This window comes from Microbacterium sp. NPDC060117 (genome assembly GCF_042729315.1).
Classification (GTDB): Bacteria; Actinomycetota; Actinomycetes; order Actinomycetales; family Microbacteriaceae; genus Microbacterium.
Window position 1 is genome coordinate 1,164,458 of record NZ_JBHWXR010000001.1, and the last position, 17,061, is coordinate 1,181,518.

Below are 17,061 nucleotides of genomic sequence, written 5' to 3' on the forward strand. Positions count from 1 at the left end.
CCTGCGGTCAGCGCCGGATGATGCGCTGCTCGATCGCGGCCGCGACGGCGCCGGCCCTCGTGTCGACGCCGAGCTTGCCGTAGATGTGCGAGAGGTGCGACTTCACCGTCGCCTCCGAGACGAACAGGGCCTTCGCGAGCTCGCGATTGCCGAGTCCGTCGGCGAGCAGTTCGAGCACCTCGACCTCGCGCTCGGTCATGCGCGGCTCGGGCGAGGCGGCGCGGCGCATGAGCACCGCGGCGACCGAGGGCGCGAGCGCCGGCTCGCCCCGGAAGACCGCCTGAATGCCGGCGAACAGCTGATCCGGCGGAGAGTCCTTCAGGAGGTACCCGGCGGCGCCGGCGTCCAGGGCGCGCAGGATGTCGGACTCGCTGTCGTAGGTGGTCAGCACGAGCACGGCCGGCGGCTCCGGCAGCGCGCGGATCCGGCCGGTCGCGGCGATCCCGCCCTCGCCGTCGCCCAGGCTGAGGTCCATGAGCACCACGTCGGGCCGCTCGGCCTCGACCACGCGCAGAGCGTCGGCGGCGTTCGACGCCTCGCCGACGACGACGAGCTCGTCCCTCGACTCGAGCAGGGCGCGCACGCCGGCGCGCACCACGGGATGGTCGTCCACGAGCACGATCCGCAGGGTCATCGGTTCTCCTTCTGCGGATCCGCGCCGGATCCGTTCCTCGTGTCGGATCCGGTCGCGGGATCGGCCCCGTCGCGCGCAGCGGATCCCGGATCCGCCCCGGCCTCGTCGTCGCCGAGCGGGAAGACGAGCGACAGCGTGGTCCCCTCCCCCGGGGTGCTCTCGACCTGCAGCTCCCCGCCGAGCTGCGCGACCCGCTCCGCCATGCCGGGGATGCCCTGGCCGCGACCGGCCGCGCGCCGCTGAGCCGCCCGGGCCGACATCGCGGCCGGCCGCGCGTCGAAGCCGACGCCGTCGTCACGGATGTCCAGGCGCAGCTCGTCCGGCTGCGCGGTCAGGCTCACCACGGCCCTGGTGGCGCGGGCATGCTCGGCGACGTTCGCGAGGGCGCCGCGCACGGTGCGGATGATGGCCGACGCCACCGGCAGCGGCACCTCCGTGGCCGTGCCATGGCTGCGGAACTGCACGTCGACGCCGCGCCCCGATGCCTCCTCGACCACGCGGGCGAGGGCGGCGGGGAGGGATCCGGCGGCGCCCTCGAGCTCGCCGGGCGCGAGGTCGCGCACCACCCGGCGCACCTCGTCGAGGGCGGACCGCGCCGTGCCGGCTGCCGAGCGCACCTGCTCCCGGGCGGCGTCGGGGCGGCGCTCCCAGCCCTGCTCGGCCGCCTGCAGCAGCAGGTTGATGCTGGACAGGTCCTGCCCGACGGAGTCGTGGATCTCCCGCGACAGGCGGGCGCGTTCGGCGAGCGCGCCCGCGCGGTGCTGCGCGGCGGAGAGGTCCGCCTGGGTCGCGGTGAGCTCGTCGAGCAGCTGCTGCCGGGCGCGCGCCTCGCGGTCGAGTGCGCGGTAGGCGACGATCGTGGCGAACGCGATGCCGATCGGGCCGGCGACGAGTGTCGGGTCGAACAGTACGGCCAGACGCAGCTCGGCGACGATCACGACCGCGGTCATCGCCGTGATGGCCGCCGTCGCCGGCCAGAACGGCAGGATCTGCAGCACCGCGAAGGCGAGCGGCACCGCGCACCACCCGAACGACGGCGCGACCAGCGTCAACACCGCCCAGAGCGCGCACACCACGAGCGCCCACGCGGCAGGCCACGCGCCGCGCCGCGGCACCAGCCCCTGCAGCACGGCGGTCGCGGCGAGCACCGCGGCACCGGCCAGCACCAGCACGGCGTTCTCGCCCTCGCCGTGCCGGAGCAGGTAGCGGATCGCGCTCACCACGATCAGCGCGATGAGCACGACCTGCAGCGCACGCCCGAACCGCACCGGGGCGAGGATGCCCCGCACGCCGTCGCCGAGGGACGTCCCGTCCTGCGCCTCGGTCCGCGGTTCCATGCGCTCAGCCTACGAACGCCGCGCCCGGAACCGCATCATCCGATCGGCTAGGGCTCAGCCGCGCACCACGGGTGCCGCCACATCCGCCTCAGATCCCGCACCGTCTTCAGGACGGATCGCTCGTGTGCACATCCCATGCCGCGTTTCCGGCTCCTGAGCCGGGTCCCACCTGAGTTCGGCCCGCCGCGTCACGCCGACCCGCGCACCACCAGTTCGGTGCCGAGGGTCGTGCGGGGCGGCGGGACGGATCCGGTGAGCCGCTCGATGAGCACGCCCGCGAGCGCTTCGCCCTGGGCGTGCATGGGCTGGCGGACCGTGGTGAGCGGCGGGTCGGTCGACAGCGCCACGGGCGAATCGTCGAAGCCGACGATCGCGACGTCGTCGGGGATCCGCACCCCCGCGCCGCGGAGCGTGCGCAGCACCCCGCGGGCCATGAGGTCGCTGGCCGCGAAGACCGCGTCGGGCAGCTCGCCGCCGGGTCCGGCGGCCCGGCTTAGCAGCTCCTGCGCGGCACGGACGCCGCTGGCCTCGGAATAGTCCCCGGCGATCTCGGCGAACGGCTCCAGCCCGCCCTCCGCGAGGCGGTCGCGGAAGCCGGCGAGCCTGTCCACGGCTCCGGCCATCGACTGCGGCCCCGTCACGGTCGCGATCCGGCGGCGCCCCGTCGACAGCAGGTGCCCGACCGCCTGCCGGCCGCCGGTCACGTTGTCCACGTCCACGAACCAGTCATCGCCGCGGCCGTTCGTGCGGCGTCCGCCGAACACGACCGGCACGGCCTCGACGATGCCGTCGACGAAGGCGTCGCTGTTGTGGTGCGACAGGATGATCGCGCCGTCCACGCCGCCGTTGCGCACGAAGCCCGTCATCCGGCCCCCGGGGTCGTCGCTCGCGATCAGCAGGTTCAGGATGTAGTCCGAGCGCGCGATCCGGTCGCTGATCCCCGCGACGACGGCGCCGAAGTAGGGGTCTCCGAAGAAGCGCCGGGTGTCCTCCGGCACGACGAGGGCGATCGCGTGCGTCTGACGCAGGGCGAGCGAGCGCGCCGCACGGTTCGGCACGTAGCCGAGCCGCGCGATCGCGTCCTGCACCGCCGCGAGCGCCTGCGGGCTCACCGCGGTCGATCCGTTCACGACCCGCGACACCGTCGACCGGGAGACACCCGCGGCAGCCGCGACCTCCTCGATCGTGGCGCGTCCGGACGCGGGTGGATCCGGCACCCGATCCTCCGTCCGCGCGGCTGCGGGCGTCGATCCGCCGCGCGCGACGCTCAGGTCCGACCCGCCGACCACGTCAGACCGCCCGGGCGGCGATGATCCGGGCGTACTCGCGCCCGGAGTCCTTCACGATCCGCTCCTGGGTGTCGTAATCGACGCGCACGATCCCGAAGCGCTTGCCGTAGCCGAACGACCACTCGTAGTTGTCCAGCAGCGACCACGCGAAGTAGCCGCGAACGTCGACGCCCTCCTCGATCGCGTCATAGGTCGCTGCGACGTGCTCGCGCAGGAACATCGCCCGCTCGGAGTCGTGCACGGCGCCGCCCGTCGTCGCTCCCGTGGACGGGTCGGACCGCCCGCCCTCGAGCACGTCGTCATAGGCCGCGCCGTTCTCGGTCACGTAGAGCGGCAGGCCCGGTGCGTACTCCGTGCCGATGCGCCGCAGCAGCCGGGTGAGGCCCTCGGGCTGCACCTCCCAGCCCATGCCCGTGCGGGGCAGCCCGCGCTCGACCCAGTGCACGTCGTCCGCGGCGGGGAACGGAGACCGGGTGCGGCGCGCGTTCTCGCCCTCGACGCCGCCGTCGTGCGGCGTGCCGTCGCTGCCCTGCTGCGGCGTGCCGGAGAGAAGCTCGCCGTGGTAGTAGTTGATGCCCAGGCAGTCCAGCGGAGCGGCGATCGTGTCGAGATCGCCGTCGTGGATCGCGGCGGCCCAACGGCGCACCGCGACCGGATCCACCTCGCGGATGTCGGAGACGACGTCGGCCGGATAGGCGCCGCGGAGCACCGGATCCAGGAACCACCGGTTGAACTGCCCGTCGATGCGGCGGGCGGCGTCGACGTCGGCGGGGTCGCGCGCATCGGCGGGATCCGCGACCGTGAGGTTCAGCGTGATGCCGAGGTCGAGCTGCGGGTCCCGCTCGCGCAGCGCCCGGATGGTGCGGCCATGGGCCAGCAGCAGATGGTGGGCCGAGAGCATGCCGTCCTCGATGCTGATCCGGCCGGGCGCGTGCACCCCCGCCGTGTAGGAGAGGAACGAGGAGCACCACGGCTCGTTCAGCGTCGTCCAGTGCTGCACGCGATCGCCGAGGGCGTCGTGCACGCTGAGCGCGTACTCGACGAAGCGCTCGGCCGTGTCGCGCGAGGTCCAGCCGCCCTTCTCCTCGAGCGCCTGCGGCAGGTCCCAGTGGTACAGCGTGAGCCACGGCACGATCCCACCGTCGAGGAGCTGGTCCACGAGGCGGTCGTAGAACGCGAGGCCCGCGGGGTTGACCGCGCCGCCGTCCGGGCGCACGCGCGCCCACGATGTGGAGAAGCGGTAGGCCTGCAGACCCAGCTCGCCCATGAGCCGCACGTCGTCGGCGTAGCGGTGGTAATGGTCGCACGCGACGTCGCCGGTGTCGCCGTTCTGCACCGCGCCCGGCTCACGGGAGAAGGCGTCCCAGATCGACGCGGTGCGGCCGTCCTCGAAGGCGGCGCCCTCGATCTGATAGGCGGCCGTCGCGGCGCCGAACAGGAAGCCGTCGGGGAATCGGCGGGCGGACGTGTTCAAGGGCGCTCCTTCGCTCGGTGCGCCGTCGGGTCGGCGCGATGGTGGCTCGCCGCAGTCAGGTCGGCGAGGAGATGCTCGTGCCGGGGCTCGTGGTGCGCTCGCGTCCCCGGCGATCCGGATCAGGCTATGGGAGCGCTCCCACGATGTCAACAGGCGGGCGACCCCGTCGATCCGCAGAGGAGGACGCCGTCGATGCGTGAACGCGTGACCCGTTGGGCGACCGGCAACCCCCGATTCGGCCGAGTCGGGCACACCACGCACCTGAGACCGCACCGCGTACCCTGGATCAGTGACCTCCTCGCCCGCGCTCGTCCGCGCCGAATCGCTCATCCGCTCGATCCCGGACCACCCGGAGCCGGGCATCCTGTTCCGCGACATCACACCACTGCTGGCCGACCGGGAGGCGCTGCAGGCGACGACCGAGGCGCTCGTCGCACCGTTCCGCGGGGCCTTCGACGTCGTCGCAGGGATCGAGGCGCGCGGCTTCATCCTCGCCGGCGCCGCGGCGATCGAGGCGGGGACCGGCTTCGTGCCGATCCGCAAGGCGGGCAAGCTGCCGCTGCCGGCCGCGTCGGTCGACTACGCGTTGGAGTACGGCACCGCCACGATCGAGATGCACGACGACCTCCCCGCCGGATCCCGGATCCTGCTCATCGACGACGTGCTCGCCACCGGCGGCACCCTCGCCGCGGGCCGGCAGATCGTCGAGCAGCTCGGCTACACCGTCGCCGGGATCTCGGTGCTCTTCGAGATCGACGGGCTGGGCGGCCGCGAGGTCGTCGGCGACGTGCACACCGTCTTCCGCAGCTGACCGCCCCGGCGCCCTCGGACGTCCGGCCGGACGGGCGGCGACCGGGCGGTAGACTGATGGCGCCCCCGCCCGCGACTTCCCGGAGCCACGTATGCCCACCATCGTCGTCGACGTCATGCCCAAGTCCGAACTTCTCGACCCGCAGGGCAAGGCGGTCTCCGGGGCGTTCGCCCGCACCGGCGTGACCGCGTTCAGCGATGTCCGCATCGGCAAGCGCTTCGAGCTCACGGTCGATGGCGAGGTCACCGAAGAGGTGCTCGCCGAGGCCCGGCGGATCGCCGAAGAGGTGCTCTCCAACTCCGTGATCGAAGACGTCGTCGGCATCGAGGTCGCCGAATGACGGTTCGGATCGGGGTCGTCACCTTCCCCGGTTCTCTCGACGACCGCGACGCGCAGCGTGCGGTGCGCATCGCCGGCGCCGAGCCGGTCGCCCTCTGGCACGGCGCGCACGACCTCGAGGGCGTGGACGCCGTGATTCTGCCGGGCGGGTTCAGCTACGGCGACTACCTGCGCTCCGGCGCGATCGCCGCGCTCTCGCCGATCATGACCGAGATCAAGGACGCGGCCGCCAAGGGCATGCCGATCCTGGGCATCTGCAACGGCTTCCAGATGCTCGTCGAGGCGCACCTGCTGCCCGGCGGCCTGATCCGCAACGACCACCAGCACTTCGTGCGTCGCGACCAGAAGCTCACGGTCACCAACGCCGACACGGCCTGGACCAACGAGTTCACGCGCGGGCAGGAGATCATCATCCCGCTCAAGAACGCCGAGGGGGGCTACATCGCCTCCGACGAGACGCTCGACCGCATCGAGGGCGAGAGCCTCGTCGCCTTCCGCTATGCGGGCGTGAACCCGAACGGATCCCTCCGCGACATCGCCGGCCTCACCAACCCCGGCGGCAACGTCGTGGGCCTGATGCCGCACCCCGAGCACGCGACCGAACCCGGTTTCGGCCCCGACACGACCGCTGCCATGCGCAGCGGCGTCGACGGCCTGCCGTTCTTCACGAGCGCGATCGCCGCGGTCGCCCGCGTCGCGGCGTAACACCAGCCACCCCGTCCCCGGCGAAGGCTGCCGCAGACGACACGTCGCGCAGCCGCGGATGCAGGACCCCGCAACGCCTGCATGATCGGATCCGCGTTCTCGTCCTGCAGACGTCGCGCGCTCCTGCAGACGTGTCACGACCCCGCGCGTCGCCGGGATCCGTTGCACCCCGCCGTACCGCGGTCTAGCGTCGAATCGACGACGCCGAGGAGCGGAGGATCCCATGGGCCGGTTCGTGTACTGGATGAACGTGTCCCTCGATCTGCGGATCGAGGCAGCCCCCGGCGAGGACGGCGGAGGCGACTGGATGCGGATCGACGAGCCGCTGCATCGCGAGTTCAATCGTCGGGCGGCAGACCTCGCCCTCATGGTGCAGGGCCGGCGCGTGTTCGAGATCATGGAGTCGTTCTGGCCCGCGGCCCGCGACGACCGCTCGCTGCCGCAGTTCATGCAGGAGTACGGCGCGATCTGGACGGACAAGCCGAAGATCCTCGTCTCACGCACCCGCACCGAGGCGCCGTTCCACACCACGGTCATCGGCGAGGACGCGGTCTCCCGGCTCGCCGAGGTCCGCGCCGGGACCGAGGGCGCCATCGGCGTCGGCGGTGCGACGCTCGCCACGGCGCTGCTCGACGCCGGCCTGCTCGACGAGCTGCTGCTGTTCACGCACCCGGCGATCCTCGGTTCGGGTCGTCCGCTGTTCGACGAGCCCCGGCCGGGCGAGACCAGGCCTCCGGTGATCCTCGACCTGCTCGAACAGGCCTCCTACGATCAGGGCGTCACCCTGCACCGCTACGCCATCCGGCGCTGAGACACGGCGCAGAGCGGGCGACGAGTCAACCGAGGGCGGGCGGCCAGACGCCGATGAGCACGGCCATCACCACGACCGTCACGAGCTCGTGCGCGATGTTCAGCACCGTGAGCGAGCTGGGGCGCCCCTCGAAGGCGTCGTGCGTGATGAACCTCGCCGCAGTGAACCCCATCCACAGCGTGATCGCGGTGACCAGCGCCGAGACGAAGAACGATCCGCCGTAGAAGTGCCAGGCGATCGCCGTGGCCCCCGCGAGCACCCACGCCGTGACGAAGCTCACGATCACCGTCGCGATGATGGCCAGCACCGGGTTGCCCTTGGGGTTGTCGAGGTCCACCCCGGCCAACCGCGCCCAGCGCGTGCCGAGCACGCCCCGGGCGTACCAGATGGATCCGACGACCATGCTCGACGCGGTCGCCAGCAGAACGGCCCAGTAGTTGATCTCGGGAACCATCACAGCCTCCTCGGGTCGGTACCGGACGCGAGAGGCGAACCGGTGCGCTCAGGGTACCGCCGGACATCGCCGCCCGTGGATCACCGACGCGGGTGCATCACCAGGGGCTGGGCTCGTAGTCCTTCAGGAACACGCCGTGGACGTCCTCGCCGGCCTCGCCGCGCACGATCGGGTCGTACACGCGGGCGGCGCCGTCGACCAGGTCGAGCGGGGCGTGGAAGCCCTCCTCGGCCAGGCGCACCTTCGTGTAGTGCGGGCGCTCGTCGGTGATCCAGCCGGTGTCGACGGCGGTCATCAGGATCCCGTCGGTCTCCAGCATCTCCCCCGCGCTCGTGCGGGTGAGCATGTTCAGCGCCGCCTTCGCCATGTTCGTGTGCGGGTGGCCGGGGCCCTTGTACCGCCGCGAGAACTGCCCCTCCATCGCCGAGACGTTCACGATGTGCTTGCGCCGCGCGGGCGACGCTGCCATCGCCGGGCGCAGTCTGCTGATCAGCAGGAACGGCGCCGTCGTGTTGCACAACTGCACCTCGAGCATCTCGAGCGGATCCACCTGGTCCACGCTCTGCACCCAGCTGTTCACCCGGTTCACGTCGGGCACGAGGCCGCCCGCGTCGATCGCCGTGCCGTCGGCGTGCTTCGCGAGCGAGGAGGATCCGGGCGCCATCGCGAGCCGTGCGAGCTCTTCGGCGGTCAGCGCCTGCCCGCCCTGCTCGGCGATCGTCCCGCCCAGCGACGCGATCGACAGCAGCGGGTGCGCGTCGACCGAGGCCTGCAGCGCCTCGGGGTGCGGATCCGCGGTGTGCCCGAAGGTCTCCATCTCGGGAAGCGGCCCGTTCGGCAGCGGCTGCAGCTCGGCGTCGGCGAGCAGCGAGTACGCACCGGGCGAGCGGCGCACGGTCTGCGCGGCGTTGTTGATGAGGATGTCGAGCGGCCCCTGCGCGGCGACCGAGTCGGCGAGCGCGATCACCTGGGCGGGGTCGCGCAGGTCGATGCCGACCACGCGCAGGCGGTGCAGCCAGTCGGCCGAATCGGGCAGCGCGGCGAACCGGCGCACCGCGTCGCGCGGGAACCGCGTGGTGATCGTGGTGTGCGCGCCGTCGCGGAGCAGCCGCAGCGCGATGTGCATGCCGATCTTGGCGCGGCCTCCGGTGAGCAGCGCGCGCTTGCCGGTGAGGTCGGTGCGGGCGTTGCGCTTGCCGTGGCTGAACCGCGCGCAGTCCGGGCAGAGCTGGTGGTAGAACGCGTCGACCGTCGTGTACAGCTGCTTGCAGATGTAGCAGTTGCGGGGCTTCAACAGCTCGCCCGCCGTCGGGGCATCGGTCACGCTGCTCGCGAGGTCGAGTCCGCGGGTCTCGTCGTCGATGCGGTCGGGGGCGCCCGTCGCGGTCGCCGCGATGACGGCGCGGTCGGCCTCGGCGATGGCATCGCGGATCTCCCGGCGGCGCACCCGCTTCGCCGCCTTGAACATGGCCGACGTCGCTCGCCGCACGGCGATGAAGTCGGGATGGTCCTGATCGAGCCCGTGCAGCTCGGCGAGCACCCGGAGCGTGGTCGCGAGGTCGGTCGGGTCGATGCCGGATCCGACGGCGTCGCCGCCTGTCGTGGCGCTGCGGTCGCTCTGCGTCGACGGGGCGTCGGAGGGGGCGTCGGTCATTGTCACGATTTTACGCGAGCCGGCTGGATGAGGGCCCGGGGCTTCTCGCACCGCGTTCCGCCAGCACTGCCGGGGCGTCGGGACTCATCGCCTCCACCCCCGAGCTCGCCGAGACCCCCGCGGAGCGCCGAAACCCCCATGCACACGCGACTCTCCGTGGGGGTCTCGGCGACCCGAGGGGGTTTCGGTTGCCCGACCGCGGCCCCGTGGGGGTCTCGGCGAGGGGAGTGGGAGCGGGCGACGCCCGAGAGAACCGAAGCTCGGTCTCAGGCGATGCCGCCGCCGTCGACGACGAGGGCGGATCCGGTCACGTACGACGACTCGTCGCTGGCGAGCCAGACCACGGCCGCGGCGATCTCGGAGGGCTGTCCCATCCGGTTCAGCGGACGCTCGGCGGCCTCGGCGAGGAAGCCGGCCTGGTCCTGACCGAGCTGGCGGGCCTCGTCGCGCAGCATGCCGGTGTCGACGTCGCCCGGGTTCACCGAGTTCACGCGGATGCCCTGCGGTCCGTGGTCGATCGCCAGCGCGCGGGTCATGTTCACGACCGCGCCCTTGGATGCGCAGTAGGAGATGGCCTGGCCGCCGCCCTTGAGGCCCCAGCCGGAACCGGTGTTGACGATGGATCCTCCGCCGTTCGCCGCCATGACCGGCACGACGTGCTTGCACATCAGGAAGATCGCGCGCACGTTCACGCCGAACACGCGGTCCCACTCCTCGACCGTGGTCTCGACCGCCGTGGTGCGCCGGATGATTCCGGCGTTGTTGAAGACCACATCGACACCGCCGAACCCGTCGACGACCGAGGCGACGACCCGCTCGATGTCGGCCTCGCTCGAGACGTCGGCGGCGATCGCGACCGCGGTGCCACCGGCCGCGCGGATCTCCTCCGCCACGGCCTCGGCGGCCTCGGCGTTCAGGTCGACGACGGCGACGTTGGCGCCCTCGGCGGCGAAGGCGAGAGACGTGGCGCGGCCGATGCCGCCGGCGCCTCCGGTGACGATGGCGTTCTTGTTCTGCAGTCGCATGGGGATTCCTTCGGGTCGGTGTGCGGTCGTAGCGGGGTCGGGATCCGGGCCGGCGAGAACTCTCGGGGACCGGTGGATGCGGATCAAGGGACGAGGACTTCGGGTGCGGCGACAGCGTAGAACGCGGTTGCCGAGGCGCCGGTGAGGACGCGGAGGTGCCCGACGAGGGAGGCGTCGACCTCCGGATCGCCGGTGTCGACGAGGAGCGGGCGTCCGCCGAGGTCGACGAGCTTCTGCTCGGGGGCCACGACGAGGAGCGGATCCGGTCCGAGCGCGCGGATCACGCGCGCGGAGAGCTGCTGGTTGCCGCGGCCGAGCAGGAATCCCTGCCCGCCGATGACGGTCACCACGGCCTGCGCGGGGCCGGCCGCGGCTTCCTCGAGCAGCCGGTGCTCGTCGGCGCCCGCGGCGACGAGCCGACCGTCGAGCACGACATCGACGCCGAGCGGCGTCTTCGCGACCCCGAGCTCAGCGGCGATCCTCGCGGTGGTTCCCCCCGGGCCGAGAAGGTATCGCACGCCCGGCCGCATCGCGGCGACGGCCGCGCGCGCCGCTGCCGCGACGGCGGCCTCCTCGCTCGCCGGCATCGGGGCCTTGCGCGCCTGGGTGCGTCCGAGGCGCTGCGGCACGCGGAGAGTGCCGTAGAGCACCGGCTCGACACGAGCCCGGCGCAACGCCGCCTCGTCGACGTCGAGAACCTCGCGCTCGGCGGTGGGGACCGGATCCGGGCCGAGCCAGTCGGCGGCGAGGGCGCCCGCCGCGACCGGACTCACCGCGAAGACGGGCGAGTACATCTTGACGCCGGCGGGGATCCCGAGCACGGCCGGCTCGGCACGTTCGGGGCGCGCTCCCGCGTTCTGGGGCGGGCCATGACCGTGATCACCGGCGTACGGCGCCCCAAGAGGAGTAGGTGCGCCCCAAACCCCGTCCGGAGAACCCGAACCCGGAGAACCCGAACCCGGATCCCCCGCGCCGAGCCCCCGCACGGCGTCGCGCAGGGTGCCGTCGCCGCCGGCGACGAGCACGAGCGATGCGCCTGCCGCGGCCACCGCAGCGACCGCGGCGGCGGTGTCGTCGGGCGCGGTAGCCTCCGACGACGGCGCGAACACCACGACCGGCTCCAGCCCCGCTGCCGAGACCGCGGCCTCCCCCATAGCCCCGGCAGCGGTGAGGATCCGCTCCCCCGGGTGCGAGCGCGCGACGACCGCCAGTGCCTGTGCCGCGCGGACGCCGGCCCGCGGGACGGAGCCGTGCTCCGCCGCGCGGGCCTGCACGGCCGCGCCGTCGGAGCCGGCGAGGCCCGCGGGCCCGCCGACACCGGCGACAGGGTTGACGACCAGTCCGATCACGCGATCAGGCTCCGACCGCGACCGGCTCGGCGACGACGAGCTCGGCGTCCGGCAGTGCACTCGCCGCGGGTCCGGCCGGCACCTCGCCGAAGTACTTGCGGCGGTAGGCGCGCCAGGTGATCGCCCAGCGCTCCGGGGCGTCCAGATCGTCGTGGCGCGTGTGGTGCACGGTCTGGTTGTGCGGGGCGGTGCGCACGAGTTCAGGGGTCTCCCGTGCCTCCTGCGCGACCTGCGCGAGCGCCGCGACGTACTCGTCGATCTCGGCCTTCGAGTAGCACTCGGTGGGCTCGAGCGTGAACGGCTGCGGCACGACGTAGGGGTGGTGGCTCGTCCAGTAGTGGAAGCCGTAGTCGGCCATCCTGATGCCGATCTCCTCCGAGGAGATCCCGGTCTCCTCGAACAGCTCCTGCCACGAGTAGCGCACCTGCTCGATGCGGCGGCGACCCGTCGCGTAGGGCGCGGACGCCCCCGGGATCTCCAGCACCTTCTTCAGCAGGTAGTTGTTGTTTAGCACCGCGATCCGGGAGGCCTCGAGCATGCCCTCGGCCCCGAGCGCCATGATCCAGGCGTACGCCCGGACGACGTGCAGGATGACGCCGTGCGCCGGAGCGACGTGCCCGATGGACAGCGCGCCCGGCTCGCGGACCACGAAGCGTGCGTCGACCTGCTCGACGCGGGGGCCGGGCAGGAACGGCGCCAGGGCCGCGCTCACGGCGTTGGCGGCGGCCCCCGGGCCGCCGCTGCCGTGCGGGGCGGAGAACGTCTTGTGCAGGTTGAACTGGCACACGTCGAAGCCGGCGTCGCGAGCACGCGTGATCCCGAGGATCCCCGCGGCGTTGGCCTGATCGTAGGAGGCGAGGGCGCCGACCTCGTGCGCGGCGTCGACCCACTCCTTGATCGCGGGGTTGTAGATGCCGGTGTCCTCGGGGTTCGTCACCATGATCGCCGCGGTGCGCTCCGAGAGCGCGGCCTTGAGCGCGGCGAGGTCAGGGTAGCCGTCGGCATCCGGGTAGATCGTGATGACCTTGTATCCGGCGACCTTGGCCGCGGCCGCGTTCGAGGGGTGGCTGAAGATCGTCGTGATGACCTCGTCGCGCTGCTCCGCCTCGCCGCGGGACGCGTGGTACGCGCGGATCATCGCGATGTTGGTCCAGATGCCCGCGGACCCGCCCGGGGATGCGAGCGAGACCGCGTCCATCCCGGAGATCTCGGCCATGAGCCGCTCGAGGCGCCAGATCGCCTCCAGCGCGCCCTGGGTGTCGGCCGGATCCTGCGCCGGGTGCAGCGCACGCAGCTGTGGCACCTCGATGAGCTGGTCGTTGATCTTCGGCGAGTACTTGATCGTGCACGTGCCCTGGCCGATGTCGACGTTGAGGTCGGATCCGAGGTTCTCCTGGGAGAGGCGCAGGTAGTGCTTGAGCACGCGCATCTGCGCGATCTCGGGCAGCGCGGGCGGGGTCGGCCGGCGCATGCCCTCGGGGAGGGCGGCCACGACATCGCCGACCGCCTCGCGCACGGCGGGCTCGACGGGCGTCACGAGCACGCCGCGCTCGCCGGGGGTGGACAGCTCGAAGACGATCGGCTCGTCCCAACTGGCCTGGTGGAACCGGCGCGGGCTCTGCTTGGGGGCGACGGGGAGGCTCATGCGGTCTTCTCCTCGGGGTGGATGGCCGCTGCGAGCGCGGCGGCGAGGCGGTCGATGTCGGATGCGGAGGTGGCCTCGGTCACGCAGACGAGCAGCGTCTGCTCGTCCACGACGACGCCGGGCTCGATGCCCTCGGCGCGCAGCGCGGTGACGACGTCGGCCGCACGGGCGCCGTCGAAGCGGATCGTGAACTCGCGCAGGTGCAGCGCGTCGTCGCCCAGGGCGACGCCGGCGATCGCGGCGAGCCGCTGCCGGGCGTACGCGGTGCGGGCGAGCAGCAGTTCGCCGAGGTCGGCCATGCCCTGCGGCCCCATGAGCGCGAGGTGCACGCCGGCGGCGATGCCCCACAGCGCGGCGGCGGTGCCGACCCATTCCTTGCCCTCTTCGCGGTGCGCGAAGGAGGTGCGGTCGTAGGCGACGTCGCCGAAGCCGTACTCGCCGGGTACGTCGGTGGACTCCAGGCCGAACAGGCGCGAGGGCATCTCCATCACGAACCGCGGCTCGTCGTGTACGGCGATGAAGCCGGCGTGCGCGCCGCCGAACCACTGGTGCAGACCGAGCGACTGGATGTCGCCGGTGACGATGTCCGCGCCCTGGAGCGCGGGCGGGGTCAGCACCCCGTAGCCGACCGGGTCGGTGCCGACCACGACCACGGCGCCGGCGGCGTGCGCCGCATCGGCGATCTCGCGCAGCTGCGTCTCGACGGCGCCGGTGAAGCTCGGCGTCTCGATCCAGACGGCCGCGACGTCGCCGGAGAGCCGGGCGCGCAGGGCCGCGACGTCCGCGATGCCGCCGGCGGTGGGGATCCGCTCGATCTCGAGGCCGGCGCGCGTGTAGTCGCGCACCTTCGAGTCCTTCTCCGGCAACACGTCGCTCACCGCGAGGACGCGACCGCGTCCGGTGAGGCGCCCGGCCATCGAGAGGCCGGTCGCGGTGGCCTGGTAGCCGTCGTAGGTGGGCACGTTCACGACGTCCATGGCGAGCAGCTCGGCCATGAGCGACTGGTACTCGAACAACGCCTGGAACCGGCCGTGGTCCTCGTAGGGCTCGCCGGCGTAGGCGGTGAGGAACTCGCTGCGGCGGATCACCTCGTCCACCACCGCCGGCACGTAGTGGTTGTACGTGCCCGCGCCGAGGAAGCTCAGACGCTCCTCGGTAGTGCGGTTCTGCGCCAGGATCCCGCGCACATGCCGGGCGAGATCCTGCTCGGCCGGCAGCGGCGCGGGCACGTCCAGCGGACGGCGCAGGCGCAGCTCCTCCGGCACGTCGGCGTAGAAGTCCTCGATCGAGGCGGCGCCGACGGCGGCGAGCATCTCGGCGTGGACCTCGGGCGCCGTGTTCGGGATGTACGGGTGCACGAACGTCTGCGTCATGCCAGCTCCTTCGACGGGGTGGTGAGGGCGAGGGTGAGGAAAGGGATCTGCGCGGCGCGCGGCGTGGCGACGACGGCGACGCCGTAGGCATCCAGCGTCACGACGTCGCCCGTGTCGGATCCGGTGATCAGATCGACACCGGCGAGCGGCAGGTGGAAGGTCACGGGGTCGGCCGCATGGTTCAGCAGGAAGGTGTAGTCGGTCGTGTCGTCCGAGCGGGTCACCGCCTCGGCCTGCACGGACACCTCGTCGCGGGCGGGCAGGCCCGCGGTGCGCATGATGTCGCGGAACACGGCGACGAGCCCCTCGGGCTGCAGCATCGCACTGACGTACCAGGCGGATCCGGAGCCGTGCGCGCGACGGGTGACCGCCGGCAGGCCCGCGAGCTCGCCCGAGGCGTAGGCGCCGCGGATCTCGACGTCCGCGTCGGCCTCGATCCATTCGCTCCAGCTCAGCACCTCGAGCTCCTCAGCGCCGTAGGCCAGGGCTTCGGTGCGCCCGTCGGCGATCGGCCACTGCTCGTCGACCTCCACGCCGAGCAGGTCGCGCAGCGGGCCGGGGGCGCCGCCGTCGTGCACCTTCTCGGTTACATCGACGACGCCGGAGAACGGCCCGACGACGAGGGTGCCGCCGCGCTCCACGAACGCGCGCAGGGCGTCCGCGTGCTCCTCCTCCAGGATGTACAGGTTCGGCGCCACGATCACGTCGTAGCCGTCGAAGGGCGTCCCTGCGTCGGCGCCGCCCACGCGCACGGCGTCGACCGGATGCCCCAGGGTGTAGAGCGCGCGATGCCAGGCGCGGGCCTGCTGCGCCCACTGCAGCCGCTGCGACGGCAGCGATTCGATCGCGCTGGACCCCCACCAGGAGTCCCAGTCCACGACGAGCCCCACGCGCGAGCGCACCCGGCTGCCGCGCACCGCCTCGAGCCGGCGGAGCTCGTTGCCGAGCGCCTTCGTCTCCCGGAAGCTGCGCGAGCGCTCGCCGCGGTGGCCGAGCATCGACGAGTGGAACTTCTCCTGGCCGTACTTGGCCTGGCGCCACTGGAAGAACATGACCGCGTCGGATCCGTGCGCGACGGCCTGCAGGCTCTCCACGCGGATCTTGCCGGGAGCCTTGGGCACGTTGATGTCGCGCCAGCTGGTGGCGCTCGCCGACGACTCGAGCAGCAGCCAGGGCCGGCCGCCCTTGAGGGAGCGCATGAGGCCGTAGTTGAGCGCGGCGCCGACGTGCGACGTGGGGTCCATCGGGTCCGGATACGCGTCGTCGGTCACCACGTCCTCGCGCTCGGCGAAGCGCCAGTAGTCGAGGTCGCGGAACATGCTCATGAAGTTCGTGGTCACGGCGATGTCGGGGGTGACCTCGCGCAGCACGTCGATCTCGACCTGGAAGAGCTCGAGCATCGCGTCGGAGGAGAACCGCTCGAAGTCGAGGAGCTTGGTGGGGTTGATCGGGCCCGGCGCCTTCTTCGGCGTCTCGATGTGCTCCCACGACGTATAGCGCTGGCCCCAGACGTTCACGCCCCAGGCCTCGTTCAGCCCGTCGAGGTCGCCGTAGCGGGCCTGCAGCCAGCGCCGGAAGTGCCGGGCCGACTCGGGGCACCAGCACCGCGAGACATGATCGCCGTACTCGTTCGAGATGTGCCACATCGCGAGCCCCGGATGCGCGCCGTAACGCTCGGCGATCGCGCGGGTCATGCGGGCCACGTTCTCGCGCCAGATCGGCGAGGAGGGGCAGTACGTCTGCCGGGAGCCGAACTCCAGACGGTGCCCGTCGGAGTCCCACGGCGCCATCTCGGGGTGCGCCCGCAGCAGCCAGGAGGGCGGGGTGGCGGTGGCCGTGGCGAGGTCGATCCTAATGCCCGCCTCGTGCAGCAGATCGAGGATGCGATCGAGCCAGGCCCAGTCGTAGACGCCGGGCTCGGGCTCGAGCTGCGGCCAGCTGAAGATCGGCAGGCTCACCATGTTCACACCCGCGTCGAGCATGAGGCGGATGTCCTCGCGCCACACCTCCTCCGACCACTGGTCGGGGTTGTAGTCGCCGCCGAACGCCAGGGCGTCGATCCGGACCTCGCGGATCCGCTCGTCGTCGAGATGCTGGGCCACCAAGGCTCCTCCCTGAGTCTGTACAGAAACGCTGTTCAATGTATTCTGTATACAGCAAG

15 protein-coding genes are annotated in these 17,061 nt (G+C 72.4%); 4 read left to right on the top strand and 11 right to left on the bottom strand.

Annotated elements, in window-relative coordinates; translation table 11 throughout:
* Nucleotides 1–7: 7 nt before the first annotated feature.
* The 4 genes from ACFWCK_RS05245 to ACFWCK_RS05260 all read right to left on the bottom strand — a co-directional run bounded on the left by ACFWCK_RS05245 (nt 8) and on the right by ACFWCK_RS05260 (nt 4,734).
* Entirely contained in the window at nt 8–634 is a 627-nt protein-coding gene (locus tag ACFWCK_RS05245) for a response regulator transcription factor (protein WP_233312511.1), read from the bottom strand.
* Nucleotides 631–1,971: a sensor histidine kinase gene (locus ACFWCK_RS05250; RefSeq protein WP_378804883.1), complete on the bottom strand. Its 1,341-nt coding sequence runs from the start codon at nt 1,969–1,971 to the stop codon at nt 631–633. Before ACFWCK_RS05250 ends, ACFWCK_RS05245 begins: the two co-directional genes overlap by 4 nt.
* A 188-nt stretch (nt 1,972–2,159) precedes the next feature.
* Nucleotides 2,160–3,188, bottom strand: a complete 1,029-nt coding sequence (locus ACFWCK_RS05255; protein WP_378804884.1) for a LacI family DNA-binding transcriptional regulator — start codon at nt 3,186–3,188, stop codon at nt 2,160–2,162.
* A gap of 73 nt (nt 3,189–3,261) precedes the next feature.
* On the bottom strand, nt 3,262–4,734 hold the full coding sequence (locus ACFWCK_RS05260; protein WP_233312514.1) for a glycoside hydrolase family 1 protein: 1,473 nt from the start codon (nt 4,732–4,734) through the stop codon (nt 3,262–3,264).
* Between the two features lie 289 nt (nt 4,735–5,023).
* On the opposite strand from ACFWCK_RS05260, the gene ACFWCK_RS05265 reads away from it, so the two are divergent.
* From ACFWCK_RS05265 to ACFWCK_RS05280, 4 genes are all read left to right on the top strand, one after another.
* On the top strand, nt 5,024–5,545 hold the full coding sequence (locus ACFWCK_RS05265; protein WP_233312515.1) for an adenine phosphoribosyltransferase: 522 nt from the start codon (nt 5,024–5,026) through the stop codon (nt 5,543–5,545).
* 91 nt (nt 5,546–5,636) lie between these two features.
* Nucleotides 5,637–5,885 (top strand): phosphoribosylformylglycinamidine synthase subunit PurS, encoded by a 249-nt coding sequence (gene purS, locus ACFWCK_RS05270; protein WP_233312516.1) that lies wholly within the window; start codon nt 5,637–5,639, stop codon nt 5,883–5,885.
* Entirely contained in the window at nt 5,882–6,589 is a 708-nt protein-coding gene (purQ, locus tag ACFWCK_RS05275; protein ID WP_378804885.1) for a phosphoribosylformylglycinamidine synthase subunit PurQ, read from the top strand. Before purS ends, purQ begins: the two co-directional genes overlap by 4 nt.
* A 223-nt stretch (nt 6,590–6,812) precedes the next feature.
* On the top strand, nt 6,813–7,400 hold the full coding sequence (locus tag ACFWCK_RS05280) for a dihydrofolate reductase family protein (protein WP_233312518.1): 588 nt from the start codon (nt 6,813–6,815) through the stop codon (nt 7,398–7,400).
* 25 nt (nt 7,401–7,425) lie between these two features.
* On the opposite strand, the gene ACFWCK_RS05285 is transcribed toward ACFWCK_RS05280, so the two are convergent.
* From ACFWCK_RS05285 to ACFWCK_RS05315, 7 genes are all read right to left on the bottom strand, one after another.
* A complete protein-coding gene (locus ACFWCK_RS05285; RefSeq protein WP_233312519.1) occupies nt 7,426–7,854 on the bottom strand; it encodes a DUF1761 domain-containing protein in 429 nt (142 codons plus the stop codon).
* Between the two features lie 97 nt (nt 7,855–7,951).
* Entirely contained in the window at nt 7,952–9,508 is a 1,557-nt protein-coding gene (locus ACFWCK_RS05290) for an SDR family NAD(P)-dependent oxidoreductase (protein WP_233312520.1), read from the bottom strand.
* Between the two features lie 266 nt (nt 9,509–9,774).
* Entirely contained in the window at nt 9,775–10,533 is a 759-nt protein-coding gene (locus ACFWCK_RS05295; protein ID WP_233312521.1) for an SDR family NAD(P)-dependent oxidoreductase, read from the bottom strand.
* A gap of 83 nt (nt 10,534–10,616) precedes the next feature.
* Entirely contained in the window at nt 10,617–11,882 is a 1,266-nt protein-coding gene (locus ACFWCK_RS05300) for an ATP-NAD kinase family protein (RefSeq protein WP_378804886.1), read from the bottom strand.
* 4 nt (nt 11,883–11,886) lie between these two features.
* Nucleotides 11,887–13,527 (bottom strand): aminomethyl-transferring glycine dehydrogenase subunit GcvPB, encoded by a 1,641-nt coding sequence (gcvPB, locus tag ACFWCK_RS05305; RefSeq protein WP_378804887.1) that lies wholly within the window; start codon nt 13,525–13,527, stop codon nt 11,887–11,889.
* Complete coding sequence (gene gcvPA, locus ACFWCK_RS05310; RefSeq protein WP_378804888.1) at nt 13,524–14,900, bottom strand: aminomethyl-transferring glycine dehydrogenase subunit GcvPA; 1,377 nt, start codon at nt 14,898–14,900, stop codon at nt 13,524–13,526. The genes gcvPB and gcvPA overlap by 4 nt, the downstream gene beginning before the upstream one ends.
* Nucleotides 14,897–17,002, bottom strand: coding sequence for a beta-galactosidase (locus tag ACFWCK_RS05315; protein ID WP_378804889.1), 2,106 nt, complete (start codon nt 17,000–17,002; stop codon nt 14,897–14,899). Before ACFWCK_RS05315 ends, gcvPA begins: the two co-directional genes overlap by 4 nt.
* Nucleotides 17,003–17,061 lie beyond the last annotated feature (59 nt).

What these genes read in the sequence shown, in the direction of transcription:
- ACFWCK_RS05245 (WP_233312511.1), bottom strand. Translation starts at nt 634, where the DNA reads ATGACCCTGCGGATCGTGCTCGTGGACGACCATCCCGTGGTGCGCGCC.
- ACFWCK_RS05250 (WP_378804883.1), bottom strand. Translation starts at nt 1,971, where the DNA reads ATGGAACCGCGGACCGAGGCGCAGGACGGGACGTCCCTCGGCGACGGC.
- purS (WP_233312516.1), top strand. Translation starts at nt 5,637, where the DNA reads ATGCCCACCATCGTCGTCGACGTCATGCCCAAGTCCGAACTTCTCGAC.
- purQ (WP_378804885.1), top strand. Translation starts at nt 5,882, where the DNA reads ATGACGGTTCGGATCGGGGTCGTCACCTTCCCCGGTTCTCTCGACGAC.
- ACFWCK_RS05280 (WP_233312518.1), top strand. Translation starts at nt 6,813, where the DNA reads ATGGGCCGGTTCGTGTACTGGATGAACGTGTCCCTCGATCTGCGGATC.
- ACFWCK_RS05285 (WP_233312519.1), bottom strand. Translation starts at nt 7,854, where the DNA reads ATGGTTCCCGAGATCAACTACTGGGCCGTTCTGCTGGCGACCGCGTCG.
- ACFWCK_RS05290 (WP_233312520.1), bottom strand. Translation starts at nt 9,508, where the DNA reads ATGACCGACGCCCCCTCCGACGCCCCGTCGACGCAGAGCGACCGCAGC.
- ACFWCK_RS05295 (WP_233312521.1), bottom strand. Translation starts at nt 10,533, where the DNA reads ATGCGACTGCAGAACAAGAACGCCATCGTCACCGGAGGCGCCGGCGGC.
- gcvPB (WP_378804887.1), bottom strand. Translation starts at nt 13,527, where the DNA reads ATGAGCCTCCCCGTCGCCCCCAAGCAGAGCCCGCGCCGGTTCCACCAG.
- gcvPA (WP_378804888.1), bottom strand. Translation starts at nt 14,900, where the DNA reads ATGACGCAGACGTTCGTGCACCCGTACATCCCGAACACGGCGCCCGAG.